Origin of the sequence: Adlercreutzia sp. ZJ141, assembly GCF_011038965.1 — a bacterium.
Classification (GTDB): domain Bacteria; phylum Actinomycetota; class Coriobacteriia; order Coriobacteriales; family Eggerthellaceae; genus ZJ141.
This window is the reverse complement of record NZ_JAAKEB010000012.1, coordinates 1-25,606: the sequence shown is the minus strand read 5'-3', so window position 1 is coordinate 25,606 and position 25,606 is coordinate 1. Positions and strand designations below refer to the sequence as shown.

Here is a 25,606-nt window from a genome sequence, read left to right as displayed (position 1 = left end):
TGCTTAAGCTAGGTTTTTCTCGCGGAAGGGAGCGATTGTGGGCAAGACGGTTGTGTTGGCAACGAATAACGCACATAAGATTGACGAGATATCGAACGCGCTTAGCTTTCCTGGTTGGCAGTTCAAAACGCTGCGGCAGGCAGGCATTGTGTCTGACCCGGCAGAAGACGCCAATACCTTCGAGGGTAATGCTCGCATCAAGGCGCGCGCGGCACATGAAGCGTCGGGCGGCAAGCCGGCACTCGCTGACGATTCGGGTCTTGAGGTGGATGCGCTCGGTGGTGCGCCCGGCGTGTACTCGGCGCGCTATGCGGGGGAGGGCGCAGGAGATGCTGCGAACAACGCCAAGCTCTTGCGCGAGTTGGCTGACGTGCCGTCAGAAGATCGCACGGCGCGGTTCGTCTGCACACTCGTGTTCATTGACGAGGACGGTCGGGAAACGGTCGCACGTGGCACGGTGGAAGGTTGCATCGGCCTTGCGGAGGCAGGCGCAGGTGGATTCGGCTACGACCCGCTGTTCCTTCCCGATGCATATCATGGCGAAAAGACGTTTGCTGAGGTGCCTCAAAGCGAAAAGAGTGCAATTTCACACCGTGGCAACGCGCTACGAAAGCTCCGCGATCTGTTGGAAAACACTGATTAAAGCCGTTTCGCAAACGTATGACTGGTGGAACTAATCAGTGTTTCCTTAGGGCAAGATGGTTGGTTGCGTGCAGCGTACATGCAACCGTAACACACAAGAAAGCCGTCCTGGCGACGGCTTTCTTGTGTGTTTTTTGGAGCGGGCGACGGGAATCGAACCCGCGTCATGAGCTTGGAAGGCTCAGGTTCTACCATTGAACTACGCCCGCGATGCAGACGGGATTATAACCCAAGATCGCAGAAAGCCAAAACAAGGTGCTAAAGAATCCATCAAGTGGCTAAATTGGGCAACGCGAGTATAATTTCCCCATTGGCTTTATTATCAACAAGAAGGAGAACCGCATGGATCCGAACAAGCGTCCCGACGACATGGAGCGCATTTCAACCCCTGAGCTGGCGAACGCATTTATCGAAGAGCAGGTTGCTGCCATTCGCGCCCAGGTGGGCGAGGGGAAGGTGCTGCTTGCGCTTTCCGGCGGCGTTGACAGCTCGGTTGTCGCCGCGCTGCTCATCCGAGCCATCGGCAAGCAGCTTATCTGCGTGCACGTGAATCACGGCCTTATGCGCAAGGGTGAAAGCGAGCAGGTTATAGACGTGTTTCAGAATCAGATGGACGCGAACCTGGTGTATGTGGACGCTACCGACCGTTTCCTCGATTTGCTGGCGGGTGTCGATGAGCCCGAAACGAAGCGCAAGATTATCGGCGGTGAGTTCATTCGTGTGTTCGAGGAAGAGGCGCGCAAGGTGGGCGATCAGGTTGATTTCCTGGCGCAGGGCACCATCTATCCTGACATCCTGGAATCGCAAGACGGCGTGAAGGCTCACCACAACGTGGGCGGCTTGCCTGATGATTTGCAGTTCGAGCTGGTAGAGCCGGTAAAACTGCTGTTCAAGGACGAAGTGCGCGAAGTTGGTCGCGCGCTGGGGTTGCCCGAGGGCATGGTGGAACGTCAGCCGTTCCCGGGTCCTGGCTTGGGCGTGCGTTGCCTAGGCGCTATCACCCGCGATCGCTTGGAGGCGCTGCGCGAGGCCGATGCTATCGTTCGTGAGGAAATGGAGGCAGCAAACGTTGGTGCTTGGCAGTATTTCGCTGTGGTACCCGACATGCGTGCCACCGGCGTGCGTGACGGTGTGCGTGCCTACGAGTGGCCGGCCATCATTCGCGCTATCAACACCGTGGACGTGATGACCGCTGAGGTACCCGAACTCGACTGGGCTTTGCTGCGCCGCATGACCGATCGCATTACCCACGAGGTTCCCGGCATCTGTCGCGTGTGCTACGACCTTACTCCCAAACCCGTTGGCACGGTGGAATGGGAGTGAATTTAACACTCTGACCTGGGGTTATATGGTTTTTAATCCCGGTTGAATTTTGAGCAATCGAGTTGATTCTAGTTGAACGAAAATTGCAAGCCACCTGCAAAAGATGGATTTTGAGCAGGTAATCTTGGGCCGTCGAATTTGATTCGGCGGCCCTTCTCAGTGCGCCGAGCACGTTATCTGACCTCGTGTTTGATTCGTAGGAGCTTGATTCGGTTAACTGCATTCCACTCGAATGCACTCGTATCTATCGGTTTAGATTTCTGTGTTTTAGATGAGAGTTGTGTGCCCAGCGTCGTGTTATACTTCTTAACATCAGTTAATCAGCGGAGCCAATGGACGCGCGCCGCTTCGAGTTAGGTCAGGTTGGATGAAGAACTAGCGATGCCCATTTTGGGTGCCCCATACGACCATTTACACATCCGGTCGCGCTTTAGGGTGCCGCATCGCTTCGGTGTCTTCTCTTTTCGAATCCATACTTCGCGTGCCTGAGCCCCGCGCGACCTCCCTTCAAAGGAGTTCGCCATGCAACTGAATCTCACACACATCAGCTATACCTATCCCGGTACGGCATCACCTGCCATCAACGACATTAGCGCAACGTTCCCTTTGGGATGGACGGGCATTATCGGCGACAACGGATGCGGGAAAAGCACACTCGCCCGTATCGCTGCACGCATCATTGTGCCCGATTCAGGGACAGTGAATCCGAAGCTCTACTCGGCATACTGCCAGCAGGACTCGACTCAAAAGCCGAAGAATCTCTTCGACCTCGCATCGGATTGGGGTCAGGATGCGCGGCGGGCAAGAGCGCTGCTTCACATCGAAGACGATTGGTTCTGGCGCTACGATACGCTCTCGGGCGGTCAGCAGAAGCGGCTCCAGATCGCATGCGCTCTCTCTGTGCGCCCTGATGTCCTCGTTATGGACGAGCCGACGAATGATCTCGACGCTGCCACACGCGATATCGTGAAGAAGACACTCGCTTCGTTTGACGGCATCGGAATCCTCATCTCGCACGACAGGGATCTGCTGGATGGTCTTGCGAGTCAGAGCCTGATGTGTGAGGACGCATGCTGGACCATGCGACCCGGCGGGTACTCAAAGGCGAGCGATCAGGCGGCGAGCGAGCAAGCATCCGCGATCAGGGGTCGTGAGAAAGCCGCTCACGAAGCGAAGCGCTTGAAAGCGGAAGCCCAGCGCAGGAGTGAAGAGGCGTCGCGCCAGAAAAGCAAGCGCAGCAAACGCAATCTGGCCAGAAACGACAGTGATGCACGTGAGAAGATAGGGCTCGCCATATTCTCTGGAAAGGACGGAGTGGCGGGAAAACTCTCGTCCAACATGAGCGCACGGCTCGCAAAAGCCGAGGCAGAGCTTTCAAAAAGAACCGTCTCAAAGCGATACGATCATCGTATTGGCGAGTTCGGCGTTGTTGCGCGCTCAAGCTTTGTGGTGCACCTGGAGGCCACGCGACTGTCTGCAGGAGAGTTTTCAATAGACGTACCGGAGCTTTGGATTTTGCCAACGGATCACGTGGTGCTGACCGGTGCGAACGGAACAGGCAAGAGCCTCGTGGTGCAAAGCATCGTCGAATCAGTCCCTGACATCGTCAAAGTGGCGTATGTCCCCCAGGATGTCGAACCGGGTGAGCGCAAACGGGCCTTGGCGCATCTTCGAGATCAGACCCAGGAGATAAGAGGCCGCATTCTTTCCATTGTGGCGCGATTGAATTCCGACCCCGACAAGCTGCTCGATGGTGACGATCTGAGTCCAGGCGAACTCCGCAAGCTTATGCTTGCCGAGCAGCTCGTAGCGAATCCTAACCTCCTCATACTCGATGAACCGACAAATCATCTTGATGTTGGTTCTATCGAAGCGCTGCAAGAAATGCTGACCAGCTTTCCTGGCGCGTTTCTGTTGGTTACGCATGATAGACAGCTGTCGAATGCGGTGGCACAAGTCAAATGGGAGACGAAGCAAAATGAGGGTGCGACTGAATTGCGGGTTGAATAATAAGCGACTCTCGACAGTGAGGGACAACGGGGACACTGATAATGGGTGATGATTCTCACAACTGGATGCAGTTGTGAGAATCATCACCCATTATCAGTGTCCCCGTTGTCCCGTCCAATCATCAATCTAAAGCAAAGCTCGCATTTACAGAGCCGCTATCGACTATGGCTTTCAGACCTGACGCATCGGTGATCTTCCCGATCCGCGTATATGAATAGGTTGTTGGGTGCGACTCGTAGAACACAACCAGACAGTTGTCTCCATAGAGCATCAAATCTCCGGCTTCTATGGTGCCGGGATTGCTCGCGTTCGATGGGAGCGTTTCGCCCAAGTAAGCATACTTCTCGTTGCCATTGAGTTCTGACATCTCTACCTGCATGGGCAGCATCGCCGCAAAAGCGGCGGCGGTATCGTTGTCTGCGAGCTCGATTGCAAGTTGAGACCCGTTGATTGTCAAAAACGCTGTTGAACCTGATCGGCTCATGCCATCCTCCTTGGTTATGCTTGCATGAGAAGTAGCATCGCTTGAGCTCGAATGCTCATCACTTTGGGATACTGCCGATGTATTCGCATTTGGGTTGCTTGTGGCACTTTCGCTATCATTGCGAGCACTCACACATCCCGCGAACAACGCTAAGCACATCAGGATCGCGAGGGTTATACTTGCGATAACTTTTCTCATGTCTGTCACCGCTTTACTTACAGGCTTTTGCCGAACTGTCGCAGTTCATCCAAATTCTGCGAGGAAGAAGCTGATGAGCCCGCATATTCGAAGATTCCGCAGTCTTCGACACCGTACCATCCTTGCAAGAATCCGTGATAGATACGTTCAGAAGCCGCATACACTCCGGATGATCCTGAGTCCAAAATCATTGCCATCTTTTTGCAGGAAGCAGGCTTACCGATGGCGTACGTGCGGTGGATGGCACAATGCATCTGCCCGGAGAACGATCCATAATAGATCGGGCTTGCGATTACAATCATATCCGCTGAATCGTAAAGAGGGTAGATCTGCTGCATGTCGTCATCCTGGATACACTGGCCACCACCTTCAGTGTGGCAATATTCGCATCCCGTACAACCATGGATGTCCATATTAGCGACGTTCATTACCGTCACCTCATGACCTGCTTCTTTCGCCCCTTCGACAAAAGCTTGGGTCAGTGTGGCGGTATGTCCCTTCTTTCGGGCACTACCCTGTAGTACAAGTATCTTCATTTCTTATGCCTTTCTGATAGTGATCTCATACGATCCTTTCAACTTACTCAAGGCTTCGATTGCGTCATCATCCAGATGACCCATGTTCACTTGATCTCCGTAAGAGCCTGAGATATTCTCGCCGTCGAAGAATACGGCGAACCAACCTCCGCTGGGGTTGTAATTGATATCGCCGTTCTTCCATCCGAATCCGACGTGCGACGGCTCATAGGGGAAGCTTTGTCCCATCTGTCCGCAAAAGTCCATTCCCGATGTTCCTACATGAATCGATAGGGGCAACGCATCGAAGAATGCCTTTGCTGTTTCAGTATCGTTCAGAGTTCCCGACACTGTCGTTGTGTCGAAGTCAATTTCAATGTGCATATATACTCCTTGTCAATGATTGGATTTCTCTCAGAAAACACTGGCTGGCGTTAGCTTGCTCTGAGCAGGGCGAGCGGAGCTAATCAGTGCTTCCATGATCGCTTCCTCTTGATACGATAACTTATTATCAGTATGAGGTTGATCCACGAGAAGCGCCAATACTTATAAGGTAATAAGCATCATGCTTGATAGGCATAATACGAGGCTTTCGTGGAACTAAGAACGCTTCGACCTCAGGCAATGGGACAACAGGAACGCTGTTGTTTGTTCATCATCTTAGGGTTCTCGGTGTCTTTTGAGTGACAAAATGCCCTGACCCTATTGTCATGTACGCATGACATGCTCGAGTTTGTGTCTGTGCACATTTCGTCGGATATTGTTTTGCATACTGACCCTGCTTGTATGTAATAGGAAAACCGTCAAGTGCCCCTTTCTGGCCACCTTTTGGGAAAAGTGGCCAGAAAGGGGCACTTGACGGCGGTTTAATTGATGAAATCCGCCGTCAAACCACATTTTGTGACCACATTGGAGCATTTCGGTGCCGACAACTCATGCATTTTGAGCACTTTGCGCAAAGGATAGCCAGAATGCATGCGTTGACGGCGGTTTGATCGTGCTGTTTATTTCGATTATTTCTTACGGTCTCCCTCATCTTTTTGCGGTCATCTTTACACCGAACAGGTGCGAGATCGGGGAGTAAAATGTCAAAAAAGAATCATCGAAATAGTGCGTTTTGTGAGAGCAGACGGGAATGAGGTCATGGACAGGGTTTCAAGGCAGATGCGCGTAACGGCGCTTTTGGCGACAGTAGGGCTTGCGCTGTTTCTTGCAGCGGTATGGACGGCACGCAACGAGAATGCCCTTGTGTCTGATTACGCTCTCTACGCTGCTCGTTTCGCCAAGGTAATAGCTTGTTTCGTCATCGCGTTCGCCATGCGTAGTCATATTCCTTCAGTGGAGCGCATGCTTGGAGCTGGAGCAGTATTCATCGGCGTGCACCTGGTAGCCTATACAGCCACAGTGATGCTGGGGCTGGAAAGCCCTGAATACCTCATGGCATCGATACTTTCTGGCGTGTTCTCCGGCATCGGAGAGGCCTGCATTATCTTACTGTTCGCGCACTTGCTCTCAACGTTCGTTCCCCAGGTAAGCGCTGTAGCCATTCCTATGGTATATCTAATCAACGAAGTGCTGTACTACTCTACGCTGTACCTACCAACTCCGCTTATCCTGATCATGCGCCCTGTGGGGAAAGTGCTGGCCATCTTGCTGCTTTTATGGTGCGTAAGACGAAAGCGTACCGTTGCCGCAGGCGAGCAGGAACATCCGCTCCAGTACGGTTTCTCGCTGCATGTGCCCCGCGAGCCTCTTCTGGGTTTTCTATCGAGCAGTCAGGAATGGATGCTTATTCTGGCTGGTACGACACTTTTCCCTTTCCTTTTCGGATTCATCGCCCAAGTATGTTCGAATGCGGGTACGAATTCGGGGCTTTACGACGTGGTGAATGAGTTGATGGCTGTTGGGGTGCTTGTGTTGCTTGTGGCCTATGGGCTCTTACGTGGTCGGCGGCTTACTTTTGATGAGGTTCTCTACTTTACTGTGCCGCTGTTTGCTACGGGATGTCTGTTACTCCCTTATTTCTGGGATGACCAGGTGCCACTGGCCGGTCTTTTGGTGAAGTGTGGCTATACGGTGTATCAGGTGATGTTTTGGATGCTTCTCGCACGGAAATGCTATGAGGATATCCGTCACACATACCTCTACTTCGGTATTTTCTACGGCTTGTTCGAGTTAGCCACAGCTGCTGCCCGGCTTGCGGCATCTCAGTTATGGCGAGCCGATATGGTGGATTTCGCGACTATGACAGTCGTGGCGCTGTTCTCTTTGTGGCTTATTGCGTTGTACGGGTTGCTATTCTTTGCCATCTCGAAGATGTGGGGAAGGAAGGGGTTGGTTGCAGCGTCTGGTACCGATAGCGGTGCTGCAGAATCTCTAGAAGTTGCTTTGCCTGATAATGGATTTGTAGATGAGGCGAATCATTCGAATGATGCCGAAAAGGTGCATAAGGAACAAGGCGCTGCCGAGACGGTACGTGATGCGAGTCCTTTTGCATATCGACTGGATGCTTTCTGTATTTCGTATGACATCACTCCCCGCGAGCGCGAGGTGCTCATTGAGGCCATGCACGGCTACTCGATGGAGAACATTGGGCGCAAACTCTATGTTTCGCGCGAAACCGTGAAAACGCACTTGCGTCGCATCTACAACAAGGTGGGGGTGTCCGGTAAACAGGAACTGATTACCTTTATCGATCGTTTTAAGGAATAAAACACCAGTTCAGACAGGGTACCCCATTCAGGGGGACGAGAGGGAGGTTCAATCATGCCTAGTCGGGGGGATGTGGTACGTCTTTGCGTCCCGTAATCTTCGAAACGCCTCGAATAAGCGAGGTGAAGGAGATGCCGGAAACGGGAGGACATCATGAACAATAACAAGAGAGAAACCAATCAGATTTCGCGCCGCAGCTTTCTGACCATGGGTGGTTTGGCTACTATGGGAGGTGTTATGGCTCTTACAGGTTGCGCGCCGAAGCCCAAGAGCAACAATCCTTCTGGCACGGGAGCCGCGGGTGTAAGCGATGTGGAATTCGCCGAGGAATACGACGTAGTTGTCATAGGTGCGGGCATTGCCGGCGTGAGCGCTGCTATTACGGTGGCGCGTGAGGGTAACGGTGCCAGCTGTCTTCTCATCGAGAAAGAAGGAACCGCTGCGGGCTGCTCACCGGTGTGTGCGGGCGACTTCCTTGGGTGCGACGACGAGCACGAGTATCCCGTTCAGTACCTGAAAGATATGGCCACCACCGCCACAGGTCAGACGATTCCCGATGATGTACTGGAGGCTTTTGCGACAGGCATCAACGAAAACCTTGAGTGGGTGCTCTCCCTTGGAGCCACCATGGATATGCTCGACACCAAGCGCACGCTCATGGAAGATTTGGACAAGGCCGAGTATCGCGAGTTCGCAAGCGCGGTGGCACCGGAATATAGCTTCGACGATAAAGCTCAGCCTCCCTACAACCACCTACACAACTTCCTTACTCATGTGTGCCAGAACGACTACGCCGAAGGCGTCGAGATGCGCTTCAATTCGCCGCTTGAGGACTTAGTTCGTGATTCTGATGGTCGCGTGATCGGGGTCATCGCTGACGGCAAGGCTATCAAGGCAAACAAAGGTGTGGTTATGTGTTGCGGTGGCTACGAACATAACGAAGAGTTCCTTGAGGGATTCTGCGGCGTAGGCAGTGCCATCTCTTTCGCCATGACTGGCAATACCGGTGACGGGCACAAAATCTGCGCACGTCACGGTGCCGATTTCTGGCACATGCACAACGCTGCCGGATTCTGGATGGCTGGGCGCAACCTGGAGAATACCACGTTCTCGAACGGTGCATTGACGAGTCACAAATTTAAGAACTATGGCATTACCGTGGGTAAGAATGGCCGCCGGTTCTATATGGACTGGGATGGACATAAATCACTCGACGTATCCAATGATACCGCCGGTATTCCTCGCAACGATCTGAGTCGCCATGTGGGCAGTCGTCATGGTGTTATGCAGTTCGGTGGCGAATGGAACCATCTGCCCATGCCCTCTATCGGCTGGTTCGTGTTCGACAATGCAAACTATGAGCACGCTTTTGACTTCGAGACTGCTGAAACTACTGATCCGGTAGCCGATGGTTGGCTGTATCAGGCCGACACCCTGGAGGATCTGGCCGCTCAAATGGATGTACCTGCCGAAGAGCTTGTGGCCACGGTTGCACAGTGGAACGAGTTTTGTGAGCGTGGTGTTGACATGGCCTTCTATCGTCCGGCTGACACGCTGACTCCCATTGTCACCCCGCCCTTCTACGCTCAGCGCTGCAATCCAGCCATGTTGAACACCGACGGCGGTCCGAAGCGAGCAGCCGACGGTGCAATTCTTGACTGCAACGGCGAGAAGATTCCCGGCCTGTATGCTGCTGGCGAGTTCGGCAGCGTGTGGGGCTACCTCTACCAGGGTAACGGCAACGTTGGCGAAGCCATGGCCTTTGGTCGCATCAGCGCCCGCAGCTGTCTTGCCTAAGATCGCTTCAGCTTCTGTTAACGATGCGCTGGCGGGGCTGCTGAGAATAAATCCGGCACAGCCCCGCCAAACGAACTACCTGTATGATTACGCTTTACGAATGGGAATCTGCACCTCGGTTAGCCATTCAGACGGGTCGTTCTTATTCCATATGCCGTCGATGTAGCTCGTACGGGGGTCGCCGGCAACCTCGTAGCCGTTCTGTTCGACCCACTCAAGTGCGTGGGCGAACGCAGGTCCCATGTCCTCGTAAGGGCCCTGATGCATCACCGATGCCACGTCGAGTGCGGGTGCCACCTCGAAATGAATTCCGTCGAAGTCATCTTTCAGCTCGGTTACGGCCTCGCAGTACAGGATATGGTTGTCAGTCTCGCGCCACTCGCGGTCGAGGTTTACCGTGTAGCAATACTTGGGTGTGGCGCACGTGAGATCGGGGTATTTTGCGCGCAGCTTTTCGCCAAGCGCCGGCATTTCCTTGAAGTAGTCCGCAAATGTGTGCATCGTGTATTCCTTGCGGTAGATGATTTGTTCGGGGATGTGTTTCACCGTTGTTGTGTAGGGCATAGTGCTCTCCTTACTCTCTTTCAGAATGAACTGGACGCGAGAGAGCATGGCTTGTCGTTTGGCGATTTCCTGCTCAAGCTCCATGGAATGCTGTCGCAGTATTTCGTCTGCATCATCTCCGGATGTGATGCGGACGATCTGGCTGATGGAAAGTCCCGCCTGACGAAGCGACTGGATGCGGTGCAGATCCACAAGCTGCGCCGCATCGTAGAGACGGTATCCCGTGAACCGGTCTACCGCACGCGGTTTCAAAAGTCCCACCTCGTCGTAATAGCGTAGCGTCTTTACCGTGGTCATGGCCATCTTCGAGAACTCGCCGATACGAAACATCTTCAACCTTTCTCTCGCGATGCCACCAGTCTCATCCCTCCTGTAGCGGGAGAGTCAAGAAGGTTTTTTGATTATCTCTTACGGAGGGCAACGGCACAACAAGCTACGATTTCCGCTGTCCCGTTCGCTGTTCTCAGGCTGACTATGTCATGTGCATCATGCAGGAAAAAGAACCCGTATCGAAAAGAAAAAGGACCATACATGGCCTTGTTCTCTGATATACTAACAAATGTTAGTTATCAATAGTGCACAAGCGGAAGCAAGGAGTCATCGTGCCAAAAGTGGGCGGAGACGCGCGGGAGCGCATACTAGACGAAGCATTTGTGCTGTTCAGCCAAAAGGGATACACGGCGACGACCGTTCGCGACATAGCCGGCGGCGTGGGAGTCAAAGCTGCATCGCTGTATAACCATTTCGGTGGAAAGCAGGAAATCTTCGATGTGCTGATAGCGCGTGAGACGGCGTATGTCGAAGATCGCGTGCGTAGCGCCGGGGCCGTTGCCCGTCCGGATGACGACCCGCACGCCTATTCTCAGGCCAAGAGGGCCGATCTCGCAAAGCTGGTCTGGAACAGCTATGCGCCGTTTTTTGGAGACGATAGGATACGGCTTTTCCGGCGCATGCTTGCGGTCAGCCGCTACAGCGACACGAGGTGCGCCGAGCTGTACCAGGCGGTGTTTGTGGTGCGCCCGATCAAGCTGCAGGAGACGATCTTCTCGCACCTGATAGACGTTGGGATCTTCGAGCCCTGTGACGCGCAACTTGCTGCTGAACAGTTCCATGGTCCTATGCTCATGGCTATCGATTCTGAAATGCCCGCGTGTGATGCAAAAGAGTTTTGTGAAAGGCACCTGTCTGCATTCAACGCGGCACACGAGCGGAAAGAAAAGAAGGGGAAGAGGGAAGAGGGAAGGAAAGGTAAATGACCAGGGCGATTGTCTACTGCTCCCAAACGGGATCAATGCTCGATAAGATGGCACGCGGGTTCGCGCTCTTTATGAACTGGTTCGACGGGGTGTGTGCGCTCGTGTGCGGGCTTTGGATGATGGCGAGCGCGCTGTGGGCTCTTCCGCTTTCGTGGAACGACTGGATGCCGGTGTCGCTGCTTGATCCGCTTCCGCTGCCGGACTTCATGAAGAGTGACTTTCTGTGGCCAGGGCTTGCTCTTGTGCTGGTAAACGGCGTGCCGAACGTCGTTGCGCTGATGTTGCGATTTCGTGGCAACCGCAGGGCATCCTATGTCTGGAGCTGTATTGCGGGCGCGCTGCTGATCGCGTGGACCGCCTTCGAAATGGCCTTCATTCCCAACGGGCTTTCGGTGTTCTACCTGGTGTTGGGCGTCATGCAGCTACTTGCAAGCGCTCGCGCCTTCGCGTACTGTGACTACGATTACGACCACGACCGTGACCGCCTGCACGCTTCATGACAACATGCTATAAACCGTTAAGTGCTGGTTGTGGACGCACCACGCGGATCTTTGGCGTACGAGCATGTGGCGAGCATGTGGATGGAGTGCGCAGAAACGTGCGGATCTGTGTTCGTTCTGCCGAACCGATCCGAAGGTTTATTCGATCGTTTTCCGCTGGTAGAATGAGAGAAAATCGTTTTGACGTTGGAAGGAGCACACATATGTCGCCTCGGCAGATAGACGTTGCCGATATGCAGTGCTGGCTGCTTCGCATGGCGCAAGTTGCGTGGCGTATGCCAGCGGGGGAGGTTGCCATCCTGTTTCGTGACCAAGGCGTTTTTGACTATATTGACGATCTATACGATCTCCTTCACGTGAGCAGCTATCAATGTGCGCTTGGCGATGTGGAAAGATATCTTCAGGTTCGGGGAGCTTTGCCATGCGAGAATTAAGTGAAGGGTTGCTTCTTTACCATGGTAGCTACACCGAGGTGCGCAACATAGATCTGGCACGCTGCGCCTCGGGAAAAGACTTCGGCCGTGGATTCTATCTCACCACCGACTATGAACAGGCTAGAAACTTTGTGGCGCTTTCAGTTCGGAAGCACCGCGCGATAAGCGGGGAAGAAGTCAGTGGTGGCTATGTGTCTGTTTATCGCCTGATGCACCCTGAAAAGCTACTCTTCTACACCTTTCCAGATGCTGATGATCGATGGCTGCATTTTGTCGCTGCTAACCGTCGCGGCGATTTATTCGCTTCTTTGTTGGAAGAGTTGGATGGCTTCGATGTGATTGCTGGGAAAATCGCTAACGATCAGACGGCGCGTACGCTGCAGCTCTACTTGTCTGAGGCGTTTGGCAAACCGGGCACGGCGCAGGCAGATCGACTTGCTGTGTCGACACTTTTACCTAATCGGCTTTCCGATCAGTATTGCTTTAGGACAAAGAAATCCATTAATCATCTTGTCTTCGAAGGGAGCACTGTCTGTGAAGGCTGACTTCGGAGAACCATTAACTGAATCCCAAATGGAAGCCTGCGCGATTATGGTTATGCGCATGATGCTTGAGGACTTCTCGAACGATAAGGGATATTCCTTCCCGGAAGCTCTTGTCGGGTTTGCTGGATCGAACACGTATCAAATGCTCTTCGACTACGATACTCGCCTATGGGCTGAAGGTCCTGATTATCTACGCGGCATTTGGACGCGCGAAAAAAACAGCTGACAACTAGGATAGACAATAGGGACAGCCTATTGTCTATCCTGATCTCTTGCTGCTCCTATTAAATGAGTGCGATTAGTTCGCTGTCATCATTTTCTCATCCCAAAGCCAAGTGCTCTCTTGATGCAAATCCGCAGGCAACTGACTAGCAGCTTCCTACTCATAGCGGCTCGTAATCATATCGCGCACTTCAGCGTCGTACAGATGTCCGACTGCACGATTGTGTCCTCGGGCGGAAAACCCATCTTTCTAAGTAAGGGAATCACATCTGTAAGGTGCACAAACTGATTAAAACCGTCCCGTCTGCGCGGGGCTGGCGAAATTAATCAGCGTTTCCTTAAGTTTCGTAGGGCACTCTCTTTGGTTCACAAAATGCTCTCATTCGTGAAATTGCTTGACTATTTTGGTCACTTTGTGGCGCTGCGACTTACAATGAATATTTGACGTCACGTTTTAGCAAGGAATGATTGATGACGAAGTGGAACACCGCCAAAGAGATTCTCTTCGAGGATCTGCAAAGCGCTTCTGATAAGGAGCTACAGCTTCGCACGCTCCTTTTAGGCACGTGTTTCCTTGCTATTATTTCCGCCATTCTTACCGCCATGAACATCGAGAAGGGCTGGTGGCTCATGACAGTGAGCACCTCGTTGCTTATGGTTGGGTTCATAGTTGCCGCCCTGTGTGCTTATCGGAAGAAAGCTTTGGCGTCAGCAGCAATCGCTGCGGTTATGGTTGCGATCACATTTTCTTTCTATGCTGTGTCGGGCGAGAACGAAGGATTTGCCTGCTTGTGGATCTTGTTGGTTCCTGTCATCGGCCCAAGTCTTTTGGGCATTCGGGTTGCGTTCTTTTTAAGCATGTACTTCCAGTTGTTTCTAATTGCACTGTTCTATACTCCGCTGAATCAGATAGTTGTGGATTACTACACCGCCACCTTTCTTACACGTTTTCCCGTGCTGTATTTCGCTGCTTTCGGTGGTATGGGTGTATTGGCTGTTCAGAAGCAGTATTACTTGAATAAAACCGTCAGCCAAGCTTACCACGATGGTTTGACTGGGCTGTACAACCGCGTGTATTACAATCAGGTTCTAGAGAAGTGTGCTAACAAGGACTTTTCACTGGTGATCTTCGACCTGAACCGGCTGAAGTATATTAACGATACCTTTGGGCATTTGGCTGGCGATGAGATGATCTGTGCCGCAGCTGACTTTTTGCGCAACGCTTTTGGGCCCGATAGCACCATTTCCCGCATCGGTGGCGACGAATTCGCCGTTGTAAGTTTCGACGATCCCGAGCGGGTATCTGATCAGCTTGCCGATCTCATTCGTGAAACGCGCACTTGGAAATGCACATTCACGGAGCGGGATTGTCCTTTGGTCCTTTCGGCGGGATGCGTTTCGCGTAGTGAGTTCCCCGAATACTCTCTTGAGGAAATGCAGAAAGAAGCCGACCGGCGCATGTATAAAGATAAAGCTGCATGGTACATGAGCTCTGGATTCGATCGTCGCCGGTAGTGTGTGGTTATCAATTTGGGCCTGCGATCAGATTCAAAAGAAAACGGGCCAGAAGATGAAACATGCTTCTGGCCTGTGAGTTTACTGGTCGGGGCGACAGGATTTGAACCTGCGACATCCTGCTCCCAAAGCAGGCGCGCTACCAAACTGCGCCACGCCCCGACAAAGCGCGTTCGCAATTATAGCAGAAACGGCGAGCACTGGCGAAAATATGCTGCTCTACGGTATAATACCTCCGTTTTCTAAGCGCCCATGGCTCAATGGATAGAGCAACGGACTTCTAATCCGTAGGTTGTAGGTTCGAGTCCTACTGGGCGCGCCAGTTCATTAGCAGGTCAGCGGCGTGAAGCTACTGGCCTGTTTGCATTATCGCGAAGAGGAAACCGGTACGGGAAAACCGCAGGGATAATCGCATTGCGTTAGATTGCCGTTGAAGAAACAATTGAGTACCACGCATATACGATCATTGACGTAAGGTTATAAGCGTGTGCTTCTTTACGCTGATCGCGTTTTTGTCACTTGAAAGCGAAAAGAATGAAAACGCATGCTAGGCTCAATTTATGCATAACTTTTGATATGTAATTCTCCCGAGAGGCAAACTCGCGTATTGATCTGCGCAGACTTCTGGTAAAAGTCAAGCGCAGATCTCTGCTGCATTTATGTTCAATTTATGAATCCGCAAAAGGGAAGTGCGTGTAAAAGGGCGGGATACCGGGCCGTTTGTATCTTTGCGATTACCGAATGATTTTACATATTGCTTTTTGGGGTCAAGCATGCGATTTTAGATGTATCAACACGAAGCCGGGTGCTTCTTAGGGTTTCGTGTGCAGGTAATGAAAAGTGCATAATCGAAAAAGAAGGAGGGTGAAATGAGTGGCATTCATGTGACCAGTGAGATCGGCAAGCTCAAAAAAGTTTGCCTGCATCGACCTGGCGACGAATTGCTGAACCTCCCCCCGTTCGAACTGGAGCGTCTGCTGTTTGATGACGTTCCGTTCCTGGAGGTCGCTCAGCAGGAACACGATCGTTTTGCGGAACTCATGCGCGGAGAGGGCGTTGAGATTCTCTATATTGAGAAGCTCGTTGCCGAGGTGTTTGACGCCGATCCCGCTCTGCGTGATCAGTTCCTCGACCAGTACATCGCTGAAGCTGGCATCGTCAACGACGCCTACAAGGCGGTCGCTCGCGAGAAGCTCGCTTCTATCAGCGACAACCTGGAATTCGTGAATAAGACCGTGGCCGGTCTTGCCAAGTCCGAACTCGAGCTTCCTGTTACGGGTGGCAGGCTTGCCAGCTTGGTTGGAGCCGACGATGACAGCGACCTCGTCATCGACCCGATGCCCAACCTGTACTTCCAGCGCGACCCGTTTGCCTGCATCGGCAATGGTGTTTCTCTAAATCGCATGTACTCCGTCACGCGTAATCGCGAGACGCTCTACGGCGATTACGTATTTAAGTATCATCCGGAGTACAAGGGCACGCCGTTGTGGTACGACCGCGGTCAGACGTTCCACATCGAAGGTGGCGACATCCTGAACCTGTCCCGCACCGCGCTTGCCATTGGCATTTCTCAGCGCACCCAGGCGGCAGCTATCGATGCTATCGCGCAAAACATCTTCTGGAAGTCCGAGGGCTGCGAGATCGAGAAGATCTTCGCGTTCGACATCCCCAACAACCGCGCCATGATGCATCTTGACACCGTGTTCACTCAGATCGATGTTGACAAGTTCACCATCCATCCGGCAATTATGGGCACGTTGCGTGTCTTCGAAATCACCCGCGGCAACGCTGAGGGCGAGATCAGCATCAAGGAACACACTGACTCCCTGGAGAAGATCCTCGAGTACGCTACCGGTGTCGACGGCGTTAAGCTGATTCCGTGTGGCGGCGGTGACCCCATTGCAGCTGCTCGCGAGCAGTGGAACGACGGTTCCAACACGCTGTGCGTGTCTCCGGGTACCATCTGTGTGTATCAGCGCAATACCGTTACGAACGAGCTGCTCGACAAGGAAGGCCTGAAGCTTCTGGTTGTTCCGTCTGCTGAGTTGTCCCGTGGTCGTGGCGGCCCACGCTGCATGAGCATGCCGTTCGAGCGCGAGGATCTTTAAATCCCGTGCCCGTTGTGGCTTTTAGTTTTGTCTTTTACGGCTTTTGGAGTAGGTGCCTGCTCCAAAAGCCGAGAAGAGCGGGCGGTTTGCCGTCCGCAGTAGATAACCTTCTTTATAGAAAGGAACCAACATGCCTGTTTCTTTGAGTGGTCGTGACTTCCTGAGGTTGCTCGACTTCACTACCGAGGAGATCGAGTACATGCTCACCCTGGCCAAGAACTTCAAGGACATGAAGCGCGCTGGCGTGCCTCATCGTTACCTTGAGGGCAAGAACATCGTGCTGCTGTTCCAGAAGACCTCCACTCGCACCCGCTGCGCCTTCGAGGTTGGCGGCATGGATCTGGGCATGGGCGTGACCTACCTTGATCCGGGCAGCTCCCAGATGGGCAAGAAGGAGTCCATCGAGGACACCGCCCGCGTTCTGGCTCGCTTCTATGACGGCATTGAGTTCCGTGGCTTCGCTCAGAGCGACGTCGAGGAACTGGCCAACAGCGCTTGCGTGCCTGTGTGGAACGGCCTGACCGACATGTGGCATCCCACCCAGATGCTGGCTGACATCATGACCGTCCAGGAGAACTTCAACTACGACATCAAGGGCAAGACCCTGGTGTTCATGGCTGACGCTCGCAACAACGTTGCCCGTTCGCTGATGGTTGTCTGCTCCAAGCTGGGCATGAACTTCGTCGGCTGCGCGCCGAAGGAGAACTGGCCTGACCAGGAGCTCATCGACACCTGCACCGCTATTGCTGCTGAGAATGGCTGCACCGTTAAGCTGACCGAGGACGTTGCCGAGGCTTGCACGGGCGCTCATGCCATCTACGCCGACGTTTGGGTATCCATGGGTGAGCCCGACGAGGTTTGGGCCGAGCGTATCAAGCTGCTGGAGCCCTATCGCGTGACCAAGGAAGTTATGGCCATGGCCGACCCCAGCGCTATCTTCCTGCACTGCCTGCCCAGCTTCCACGACACCAACACCACCATCGGTGCCGACATCGCTGAGCGCTTCGGTGTTACCGAGATGGAGGTCGAGGACGAGGTCTTCGAGTCCAAGCAGTCCAAGGTGTTTGATGAGGCTGAGAACCGCATGCACACCATCAAGGCTGTCATGTACGCAACCCTGTCCTAAGGTTTGCTTGTCTCGCTCGGGTGTCTCTTGTGGGCACCCGAGTTTCTTTACTTATTTGATTGGAACTGTTAATTAGGAGGATTCCAATGGGTTACCAGAAGGGTGACGGCAAGTCCGTCGTTATCGCTTTGGGCGGCAACGCCCTGGGCAACACCCCGCAGGAGCAGCTCCAGCTCGTTCAGAACACGGCGAAGCACATCGTTGACATGATCGCTGAAGGCACCAACGTCATCGTTTCTCATGGCAACGGCCCCCAGGTTGGCATGATCAACAACGCATTCGCGTACGCTTCCGCTAACGATGGCAAGACCCCGGAGATGCCGTTCCCCGAGGCCGGCGCTATGAGCCAGGGCTATATCGGCTATCAGCTGTCCCAGGCTATTTTGAACGACATGAAGCAGCGCGGCATCGACCGTTCGTCTGCATGCATCGTTACGCAGACGGTTGTCGACGCTGACGATCCTGCGTTCCAGAACCCCACCAAGCCGGTTGGTGCGTTCATGGACGAAGAGACTGCTAAGGCCAAGGCTGCCGAGATGAACATCACGGTGAAGGAGGACGCTGGCCGCGGTTGGCGTCAGGTTGTCGCTTCTCCTATCCCGAAGCGCATCGTTGAGTTCGACGCTGTGAAGGACCTCGTGGACAACGGCTACATCGTCGTTTCCACTGGCGGCGGCGGTGTTCCGGTGTTCGAGACCGAGAACGGCTACGTTGGCACCCCTGCCGTTATCGACAAGGATCGCTCCAGCTCGCTGATGGCTTCCGAGTTCGGCGCAGACATGTTGGTCATTCTGACGGCTGTGGAGAAGGTGTGCATCAACTTCAACACGCCCGAGCAGGAAGAGATCTCCGAGATGACCGTCTCGCAGGCTCGCGAGTACATCGCTCAGGGCCAGTTTGCTCCCGGCTCCATGCTGCCCAAGGTTGAGGCTTGCATCGAGTACGTCGAGAAGTTCCCGCAGGGCAAGGCGCTCATCACCTCTCTCGAGTGCGCGGCCGCTGGCTTGCGCGGCGAGACCGGCACCATTATCGTTGCTGACTAGTTTGCACGTTTCTCGTTTTGCGGTAAAGCATTATGAAGGCGGCATTCGCTTCGGCGGGTGCCGCTTTTTCTGTGCCGCTTTTTCGTGGTGCGAATAAGAGAGGGGGAGGGCGGTGTTGCGGTGGCATGCTACAATACTGCATTAACGTTGCCCGCCATTCAGAGGAAGAAGGATCATGCAGATTCGCGAACACATCGATCAACTGGTGCATGCGGCTCTCGTAGCTGCTGTTGAGAAGCAGGCTTTGGCCCTCGACCCGATTCCGGAAGCTGCCCTTGAGCGACCCCGCGACGAGTCGAACGGCGACTGGGCTTCCACGGTCGCCATGCGATGCGCGAAGGCTGCGAAGCGTAATCCACGCGAGATCGCCCAGATTATCGTCGACAACGTTCCCGAAAACGACATGATTAGCTCGATCGAGATCGCAGGACCGGGCTTCATTAACATTCGATTGGCACCCGCTGCTTTACAAGGCGTGGTTGCCGAAGCGCGTGCTGTCCAGGCAAATTTCGGCAAAAGTGAGCTGGCGGACGGTTCGGTGAAGCTCAACCTCGAGTATGTGTCGGCAAACCCAACAGGTCCGTTGCACGTAGGTCATGGCCGCTGGGCTGCGCTGGGCGACGCGATGGCGCGCGTCATGCGCCATGCTGGCTACGAAGTGTATGAGGAATTCTACGTAAACGACCACGGCACACAGATGGATGTTTTCGGCAACTCGGTGTCGGTACGCTACATGCAGCTGCTCGGTTATGACCGTGAGATGCCCGAAAAGTGCTATGGCGGAAGCTATGTGGCTGACATCGCACAGGGTATCATCGATCGCGAAGGCGATGCTTACGTTTCCCTGAGTGACGAAGAGCGCATGAAGGCGTTCCGCGAAATTGCCTATCAGCAGATGCTCGACCTGCAGAAAAACGTGCTTGGCCGCCTGGGCACCACATTCGATCGCTGGTTTAGTGAGCGCGGTTTGTACGAGGAAAACGAGCAGAGTGAAAGCGCTGTGTCACGTTCGCTTGCTGCCATGGAAGAAAAAGGCTACGTATACACCGACCAAGGGGCTACGTGGTTCCGCTCGACCGCGCTTGGTGATGAAAAAGACCGTGTGCTCATCAAGGCAAATGGCGAAATGACCTATTTCATGTCGGATGTTGCCTATCACTACGACAAAATGATGCGCGGTTTCGATCATCTGATCGACCTGTGGGGCGCCGACCATCACGGTTACATCAAGCGTTGTGAGTGCATGCTTGAGGCGTGGGGGTGGCCTGGCGCGCTTGAGGTGGTGCTTGGTCAATTGGTGAACTTGTACCGCGATGGCGAGGCAGTGCGCATGTCGAAGCGCACGGGCGAAATGGTCACACTTGAGGAACTTATCGATGAAGTGGGTGTTGACGCCACGCGCTACCTTATGTTGTCGCGCTCGTCTGACCAGCCCATAGATTTTGATATCGAGGTGGCAAAGAAGAAGGACGCATCGAATCCGGTCTACTACGTGCAGTATGCTCATGCACGCATTTGCTCAATCCTGCGCAAGGCGGCAGGTGTAAAGGGAACTGACAACGCTCCTGGTGTTGCTGAACTCGCCGTACAAGTGATACCTGCTGAAATTGATCTCTCGCCGCTCACGCACGATGCTGAGCTTGCGTTGATGCGTAAAATGGCCGACTTCCAAGACGTGGTGGCCGCCGCAGCGCGTGATCGTGCACCCTTCCGTTTAACACATTACGCGCAGGAACTTGCTGGCTTGTTCCATCAGTTCTACACGAATTGCCACATTATCGGTGAAGCTGACGATGTTCAGGCAGCGCGCTTGGCGCTGGCCGATGCAACACGCATCGTGTTAGCGCTCACGCTTGAGTTGCTGGGTGTAAGCGCTCCTGAGCGCATGTAGGAGTCGGGTAAAAGTAGGGAAGAGGGAAGTCGCAAGACTGCAAGGGGAGGGAAGGCCTCGGCTGCTTCCCTCCCCTTTTTGCATAAGCCTTGCAGTTCCGTCGTGTGGTGTTACGAATGACGTAGCATCGTGATTGTTATTAAATTACCCCTTCGGAGTCCATGCGCATAAGGGCAACATTGTTGCGCAGGCGCTTTGCTGTATCGCGCGTTATAAGCTCGTCTTCATATAGCTCTTGAATGCGCTCGAGTTCCATCTGATACCCCATTAGCAAGAAGGTAGCGGCATCGTTGTCGGCGCGCGCAATGGCGGTAAGCGACGGTGGGGTTGCGCTGAATACGTTGCAGGTGTGTTGGTACTGCATAACAAGGTCACTCACTTCGCCGCTCGGGTAGTGTGGATCCGATAAGAGCTCGGTCAGGTGTTCAAGCGCGTACTTGTGCGCTTCAATCTGCACGTGGCGCCATGCGTCTTGCTTTTGCTCGTCGGTAAGTGCGGGGATATGATGGCCGATAGCTTGCGTTACCTGCTTTGAGAGCAGGCGACTGCGCCGCCATGCGCTGTCGAGTGCTTGCACCAAGCTTGCGTCGGCGAGCAGCACTTCTGCCTCTGCCAAGCGGTCGAGGTAGCGCCGTGCGGTTCCCGGATCGGTTTCATCTTGGTTGAGCATTTCCTCAACCTTCTCGCGTTGCCAATGCAGCGCCATGATCTTCAGCGTCGGATCGCTGTCCTCTTCGAGGCCATGCTCGCTTACCAGCTTGGCGATGCGTGTCCGATAGGAGCTTGTGGCCTTTTGTACAGCAATACGGTTCTCGGCGGTTTGAAGCGCTGTTAGTTCAGCCATAACAGCGCCGAGCATGTCGACGACTAACTTTGTTTCCTGTTCAACCACTTCGGTATCGGGCTGCTTCGGTTTTGGTGCGATAAGGGGCACTACAAACGTTGATATAAGCAGCGTGCACAGGATGACACCACACGCCAAAAAGATAATAAGGTTTCTCTGCGGGAAGAGCATCACCGGATTTGTCGACACGTAGAACGGGATAGAGAAGAGGATCGATAGCGTGATGGTTCCCTTTGCTCCCGATAGCGTGGTAATAAGTGCGTCACGCAGCGGCAGCTTGACGTTGCGAGTGCGTCCTTCCTTCCGCCAGCGCAAAAGCTCCATAGCCGCTGTCCAGATGAAGCGAATTCCCAACAGAATGATCGTGATGAGTGCAACGTACAGGATGAGTGAAACGTTACTGATGGTTACGTCATCCCATGTGCGTTGCATGGCTCGCGGCAGCTGTGTACCCAAAAGTACGAACACGACACCATTCAAGGCGAAGGCAAGTACCTTCCATACACTGCTCGACACGATGTTCATCTTAGATACCGCAGGGCCTGCGTCATTGGTTGAGGTGATGCTCATAAGGCCGGCCGTAACGACGGCGATAACACCGCTGACGCCAATGTGGTCGGCGAATAGGTAGATGATGAAGGGGGTGGACAGGTCAAACAGTGTATGGAAGGTGGTGTTGTCAACGCCGATGCGCGCAGCACGCCCCAGTAATAGCTTGCCCAGCAATCCCAGCAGCGCTCCGAGCACAAGCCCGCCACAGAACTCTAACAAGAAGTCGCCGGTAGCATGCATCAGTGAAAAGGCTCCAGTACTTACCGCAGCAATGGCGAACTGGAATGAGACGATGCCGCTGGCGTCGTTGAGCAGCAGCTCGCCTTGTAGTATGCGTTTCTGGCGGTCGGGGATGGCAACCACTTTAGAAAGCGACGACACGGCAACGGCGTCGGTGGGGCCAAGTGCTGCACCCAGTGCGATGGCGGCAGCAAGGGGGATAGAAGGGATCAGTGCATTCACTGCAAAGCCGATGATAAGTGCGGTCACCAACACCAGTCCGATAGCCAACGAAAGGATTGGCTTCTTCAGTCTCCAGAGTGTGGCGACGTCGGCCGATTTCGTCTCGTCGTAGAGCAAAGGGGCAATAAACAGCACGAGGAACAACTCGGGGTCGAGTTTGATGTTGATTTCTCCCGACATAAATAACGCGATCACTACGCCGATGGCAATCTGTACCAAGGGTAGCGATATCTTCGGTATGATCTGATCGAGAACAGCCGACACTAAGACTGCCGCGAGAAGCAGCAGCGCCAAGAGTAATGTTTCCATGCAAGCACTCCGAATCGTAGGTTTCGCCGTTAGTGTACCGTACGATTCACTCGGTTTCTTGCGAGAGTTGAGTAAGGGTTACAAAAATGAAAAAAGCTCCCAAAAGGAAGCTTTAAGGTCGATGGTGGATCGTCGGGGACTCGAACCCCGGACCTTGGGATTAAGAGTCCCCTGCTCTACCAACTAAGCTAACGATCCGTTTCAAAATATGTCAAACTGCTTCAAGCGCCCGACTATTCTAGTGCATCTGAACGAGCGATGCAAGTAAAATCTCTAAGCGTTTTCAAACTGCGCTGGGGTGGGTAATCGGACTCGAACCGACGACCTCCAGAGCCACAATCTGGCGTTCTAGCCAACTGAACTATACCCACCAAGGCGCAAGGCGAAATTATAGAGATAATGCTCGTTCGATGCAAGAGCAAATCCCGTTATTTTTCAACGTCTTTGCCAGGCTGGAATTGACGGCCTTCTTTTGCCCATACGCGGTACTCGGCGGAAGCCGTGAACAAGGCGTCGGAAGAAGAGTTGATGGCCGTTTCCAGCGAGTCTTGAATCACGCCGATGATAAAGCCGATAGCAACTACCTGCATGGCAATGTCGTTTCCGATGCCAAACAGCGAGCACGCCAAGGGGATGAGCAGCAGTGATCCGCCGGCCACACCCGATGCGCCGCATGCTGATACTGCAGCTAAGGCGCTCAAAATAACAGCGGTGGGAATGTCGACACTCACGCCAACGGTGTGTGCGGCGGCCATGGTCATAACGGTGATGGTTACTGCAGCGCCGGCCATGTTGATGGTGGCACCAAGTGGAATTGATACCGAGTAATTATCCTTGTCAAGGCCGAGTTTGCGGCACAGCTCCAGGTTTACTGGAATGTTCGCCGCAGAGCTGCGGGTGAAAAACGCTGTGATGCCGCTATCCTTCAGACAGCGCAGTACGAGTGGATAGGGGTTCTTGCGCATGGTGATAAATGACAGCAGCGGATTGGTTACTAACGCAATGAACAGCATGCAGCCGACCAAGATGATAAGTAGCTGCCCATATTCCGTAAAGATCTCGAGACCGTTTTCCGATACCGAGGTGTACACGAGACCCATGATACCAAACGGAGCGCAGGCAATGATCCAGCGAACCACGGTAGCAACGGCGTCGGAGATACTGGTGAACACGTCTTTCGTCTGCTGCTTTGCCGCACGCAACGCGATACCCAACACGATAGCCCACACGAGGATGCCCAGATAATTCGCGTTCAGAAGCGCGTCAACGGGGTTCGCTACGGCGTTTGATACTAGTGTGGTTAACACCTCGCCGATACCCGACGGTGAGTCTTGTTCGACGGCGGCCGTTAGTGTGATGTCAACAGGGAACACCATGCTTGCCAGCACTGCCACGAGCGCGGCGATGAAGGTGCTGGCCGCGTAAAGCAGCACGACGGTTTTCATGGAGCCTGCTGTCTTCGCATTTGCGAGTGCGCTGATGACCAAGAAGAACACGAGCACCGGCGCGATACTCTTCAATGCCGACACGAAGAGGGTTCCTAGTAAAGATACAACCGAAAGACCAGGTACAGCTATGGCAAGCACGATGCCAATGACTAAGCCGATAACAATTCTCTTTACAAGGCTGATTGATCCCCAAGCCTTACCGATGCCCTTTAACGCTTCCATGGGCACTTCCTTTCAGTTCCGATGTGTGGGTTGATTGAATATGGTGCGGGCGAAAGGACTTGAACCTTCACGGGGGTTGCCCACCAGAACCTAAATCTGGCGCGTCTGCCAATTCCGCCACGCCCGCACAAAAGCCGAATCGCCACCCTAGTTTAAAGCGGCGATTCGCATGATAGCAGATTAGCGAGAATTGTGCCTGTAATAGTGCATCCGAATGGCAAAACGGGGCGATAGACGTGTTACTACGTTGGGGAACTTAGGCGCGATGACATATAATTGAGCTTGTGACGTAGTGGGGTTTTCGTGGCGAAGGTGGCTTCTATGGCAGGACAGACAGCGGGTGTCTACGAGAACGGCGTTTTCCGAAAGGGCAACGTGCGTATATCCGATTTGACAGGACGTAAGATGCTGCCTATTGGCAACAGCAACTTCATCACGGTGGTGGAAAACTCGGTGTTTATCGACAAATCCATGCCCGTCTTTAGGATTTGACACCAGAATTCTTTAGGATTTTCGACATACGCTTATCTGTAAAAACCAGCCAATGAGCTGGTCTTTTTGTATATTCTGTGGAGGATTGACAAAATACTTCAAAAGGGTTTTCTATATGGTGCTATGGAGTTATAATAGAAGCGTTGCAGTTATGAAGAAAGGGCGAGCGATGGCGTATTTCTTGAAGAAGTCCAAGAACAAAAAAGGACTCTATTTACAGATATACGAAAGCCACTGGGATGCCGGACGCGGGCACACGGTTAACAGCTCTGTGAGAGCACTCGGATATGAGCACGAACTGCGCGAATCAGGCATTGCTGACCCTATTGCCCACTTTAAGGCCGAAGTTGACGCGATGAATGCTGAGCGTAAAGCTAAAAAGGCTGCCTCAA

General features: G+C 53.5%; 23 protein-coding genes and 6 tRNA genes. 18 read left to right on the top strand and 11 right to left on the bottom strand.

What is annotated here, in order from left to right:
- Positions 1-37: 37 nt before the first annotated feature.
- On the top strand, positions 38-643 hold the full coding sequence (rdgB, locus tag G7Y44_RS07100; RefSeq protein WP_165248648.1) for an RdgB/HAM1 family non-canonical purine NTP pyrophosphatase: 606 nt from the start codon (positions 38-40) through the stop codon (positions 641-643).
- A gap of 134 nt (positions 644-777) precedes the next feature.
- On the opposite strand, the gene G7Y44_RS07095 is transcribed toward rdgB, so the two are convergent.
- Positions 778-851, bottom strand: a tRNA-Gly gene (locus tag G7Y44_RS07095).
- 133 nt (positions 852-984) lie between these two features.
- Between G7Y44_RS07095 and guaA the strand changes: the two genes are divergently transcribed.
- Together guaA and G7Y44_RS07085 are read left to right on the top strand one after the other, a co-directional pair.
- The gene (gene guaA, locus G7Y44_RS07090; RefSeq protein WP_165046024.1) at positions 985-1,965 is read left to right on the top strand and encodes a glutamine-hydrolyzing GMP synthase; all 981 of its coding nucleotides are present in this window, start codon (positions 985-987) and stop codon (positions 1,963-1,965) included.
- Between the two features lie 522 nt (positions 1,966-2,487).
- On the top strand, positions 2,488-3,975 hold the full coding sequence (locus G7Y44_RS07085) for an ATP-binding cassette domain-containing protein (protein ID WP_165046023.1): 1,488 nt from the start codon (positions 2,488-2,490) through the stop codon (positions 3,973-3,975).
- A 121-nt stretch (positions 3,976-4,096) separates the two neighbouring features.
- On the opposite strand, the gene G7Y44_RS10330 is transcribed toward G7Y44_RS07085, so the two are convergent.
- From G7Y44_RS10330 to G7Y44_RS07070, 3 genes are read right to left on the bottom strand one after another with little or no spacing between them, the layout of a single operon-like run.
- Positions 4,097-4,657: a cyclophilin-like fold protein gene (locus G7Y44_RS10330; protein ID WP_206214426.1), complete on the bottom strand. Its 561-nt coding sequence runs from the start codon at positions 4,655-4,657 to the stop codon at positions 4,097-4,099.
- 17 nt (positions 4,658-4,674) lie between these two features.
- Positions 4,675-5,193 carry a flavodoxin family protein gene (locus G7Y44_RS07075; RefSeq protein WP_165248646.1) on the bottom strand — a complete coding sequence of 173 codons (519 nt, stop codon included), beginning with the start codon at positions 5,191-5,193 and terminating at the stop codon, positions 4,675-4,677.
- 3 nt (positions 5,194-5,196) lie between these two features.
- Positions 5,197-5,556 carry a cyclophilin-like fold protein gene (locus G7Y44_RS07070; protein WP_165248644.1) on the bottom strand — a complete coding sequence of 120 codons (360 nt, stop codon included), beginning with the start codon at positions 5,554-5,556 and terminating at the stop codon, positions 5,197-5,199.
- Positions 5,557-6,315: 759 nt separating this feature from the next.
- Between G7Y44_RS07070 and G7Y44_RS07065 the strand changes: the two genes are divergently transcribed.
- Both G7Y44_RS07065 and G7Y44_RS07060 read left to right on the top strand, forming a co-directional pair.
- Entirely contained in the window at positions 6,316-7,884 is a 1,569-nt protein-coding gene (locus G7Y44_RS07065) for a helix-turn-helix transcriptional regulator (protein ID WP_165248642.1), read from the top strand.
- 153 nt (positions 7,885-8,037) lie between these two features.
- A complete protein-coding gene (locus G7Y44_RS07060; protein ID WP_165248640.1) occupies positions 8,038-9,681 on the top strand; it encodes an FAD-dependent oxidoreductase in 1,644 nt (547 codons plus the stop codon).
- 87 nt (positions 9,682-9,768) lie between these two features.
- Here the strand turns inward: G7Y44_RS07060 and G7Y44_RS07055 are convergent, their stop codons facing one another.
- Positions 9,769-10,575: a MerR family transcriptional regulator gene (locus G7Y44_RS07055; protein ID WP_165248638.1), complete on the bottom strand. Its 807-nt coding sequence runs from the start codon at positions 10,573-10,575 to the stop codon at positions 9,769-9,771.
- A 272-nt stretch (positions 10,576-10,847) separates the two neighbouring features.
- Here G7Y44_RS07055 and G7Y44_RS07050 point away from each other — a divergent pair, with 272 nt between their 5' ends.
- The 6 genes from G7Y44_RS07050 (at position 10,848) to G7Y44_RS07025 (ending at position 14,717) form a co-directional block, all read left to right on the top strand.
- Entirely contained in the window at positions 10,848-11,501 is a 654-nt protein-coding gene (locus G7Y44_RS07050) for a TetR/AcrR family transcriptional regulator (protein WP_165248636.1), read from the top strand.
- The gene (locus G7Y44_RS07045) at positions 11,498-12,001 is read left to right on the top strand and encodes a hypothetical protein (RefSeq protein ID WP_206214425.1); all 504 of its coding nucleotides are present in this window, start codon (positions 11,498-11,500) and stop codon (positions 11,999-12,001) included. Before G7Y44_RS07050 ends, G7Y44_RS07045 begins: the two co-directional genes overlap by 4 nt.
- 203 nt (positions 12,002-12,204) lie before the next feature.
- A complete protein-coding gene (locus G7Y44_RS07040) occupies positions 12,205-12,435 on the top strand; it encodes a DUF3791 domain-containing protein (protein ID WP_165248634.1) in 231 nt (76 codons plus the stop codon).
- Positions 12,423-12,980, top strand: a complete 558-nt coding sequence (locus G7Y44_RS07035) for a DUF3990 domain-containing protein (RefSeq protein WP_165248632.1) — start codon at positions 12,423-12,425, stop codon at positions 12,978-12,980. The genes G7Y44_RS07040 and G7Y44_RS07035 overlap by 13 nt, the downstream gene beginning before the upstream one ends.
- Positions 12,970-13,206: a hypothetical protein gene (locus tag G7Y44_RS07030; protein ID WP_165248630.1), complete on the top strand. Its 237-nt coding sequence runs from the start codon at positions 12,970-12,972 to the stop codon at positions 13,204-13,206. The genes G7Y44_RS07035 and G7Y44_RS07030 overlap by 11 nt, the downstream gene beginning before the upstream one ends.
- Before the next feature lie 467 nt (positions 13,207-13,673).
- Complete coding sequence (locus tag G7Y44_RS07025) at positions 13,674-14,717, top strand: GGDEF domain-containing protein (RefSeq protein ID WP_165248628.1); 1,044 nt, start codon at positions 13,674-13,676, stop codon at positions 14,715-14,717.
- A gap of 85 nt (positions 14,718-14,802) precedes the next feature.
- Here G7Y44_RS07025 and G7Y44_RS07020 read toward each other — a convergent pair.
- Positions 14,803-14,879: transfer RNA gene (locus G7Y44_RS07020), tRNA-Pro, on the bottom strand.
- An 84-nt stretch (positions 14,880-14,963) separates the two neighbouring features.
- Between G7Y44_RS07020 and G7Y44_RS07015 the strand changes: the two genes are divergently transcribed.
- The 5 genes from G7Y44_RS07015 to argS all read left to right on the top strand — a co-directional run bounded on the left by G7Y44_RS07015 (position 14,964) and on the right by argS (position 20,885).
- Positions 14,964-15,039, top strand: a tRNA-Arg gene (locus tag G7Y44_RS07015).
- A 547-nt stretch (positions 15,040-15,586) separates the two neighbouring features.
- Complete coding sequence (gene arcA / locus G7Y44_RS07010) at positions 15,587-16,825, top strand: arginine deiminase (protein WP_165046270.1); 1,239 nt, start codon at positions 15,587-15,589, stop codon at positions 16,823-16,825.
- Between the two features lie 130 nt (positions 16,826-16,955).
- Positions 16,956-17,951, top strand: coding sequence for an ornithine carbamoyltransferase (gene argF, locus G7Y44_RS07005; protein ID WP_165046271.1), 996 nt, complete (start codon positions 16,956-16,958; stop codon positions 17,949-17,951).
- An 86-nt stretch (positions 17,952-18,037) separates the two neighbouring features.
- A complete protein-coding gene (gene arcC, locus G7Y44_RS07000; RefSeq protein WP_165046272.1) occupies positions 18,038-18,994 on the top strand; it encodes a carbamate kinase in 957 nt (318 codons plus the stop codon).
- Between the two features lie 175 nt (positions 18,995-19,169).
- Positions 19,170-20,885: an arginine--tRNA ligase gene (gene argS / locus G7Y44_RS06995; RefSeq protein WP_165248626.1), complete on the top strand. Its 1,716-nt coding sequence runs from the start codon at positions 19,170-19,172 to the stop codon at positions 20,883-20,885.
- 139 nt (positions 20,886-21,024) lie between these two features.
- Here argS and G7Y44_RS06990 read toward each other — a convergent pair whose 3' ends face one another.
- From G7Y44_RS06990 to G7Y44_RS06970, 5 genes are all read right to left on the bottom strand, one after another.
- Positions 21,025-23,052, bottom strand: coding sequence for a cation:proton antiporter (locus tag G7Y44_RS06990; protein ID WP_165248624.1), 2,028 nt, complete (start codon positions 23,050-23,052; stop codon positions 21,025-21,027).
- A 122-nt stretch (positions 23,053-23,174) separates the two neighbouring features.
- Positions 23,175-23,250: transfer RNA gene (locus G7Y44_RS06985), tRNA-Lys, on the bottom strand.
- Positions 23,251-23,346: 96 nt separating this feature from the next.
- Positions 23,347-23,423 (bottom strand) — tRNA-His (locus G7Y44_RS06980).
- Between the two features lie 57 nt (positions 23,424-23,480).
- Positions 23,481-24,722: a serine/threonine transporter SstT gene (gene sstT / locus G7Y44_RS06975; protein WP_165046275.1), complete on the bottom strand. Its 1,242-nt coding sequence runs from the start codon at positions 24,720-24,722 to the stop codon at positions 23,481-23,483.
- A gap of 41 nt (positions 24,723-24,763) precedes the next feature.
- A tRNA-Leu gene (locus G7Y44_RS06970) sits at positions 24,764-24,849 on the bottom strand.
- A 194-nt stretch (positions 24,850-25,043) separates the two neighbouring features.
- On the opposite strand from G7Y44_RS06970, the gene G7Y44_RS06965 reads away from it, so the two are divergent.
- On the top strand, positions 25,044-25,214 hold the full coding sequence (locus G7Y44_RS06965) for a hypothetical protein (protein ID WP_165248622.1): 171 nt from the start codon (positions 25,044-25,046) through the stop codon (positions 25,212-25,214).
- 169 nt (positions 25,215-25,383) lie between these two features.
- The coding region (locus tag G7Y44_RS06960; RefSeq protein ID WP_206214424.1) for a hypothetical protein at positions 25,384-25,606 on the top strand (223 nt) is incomplete at its 3' end.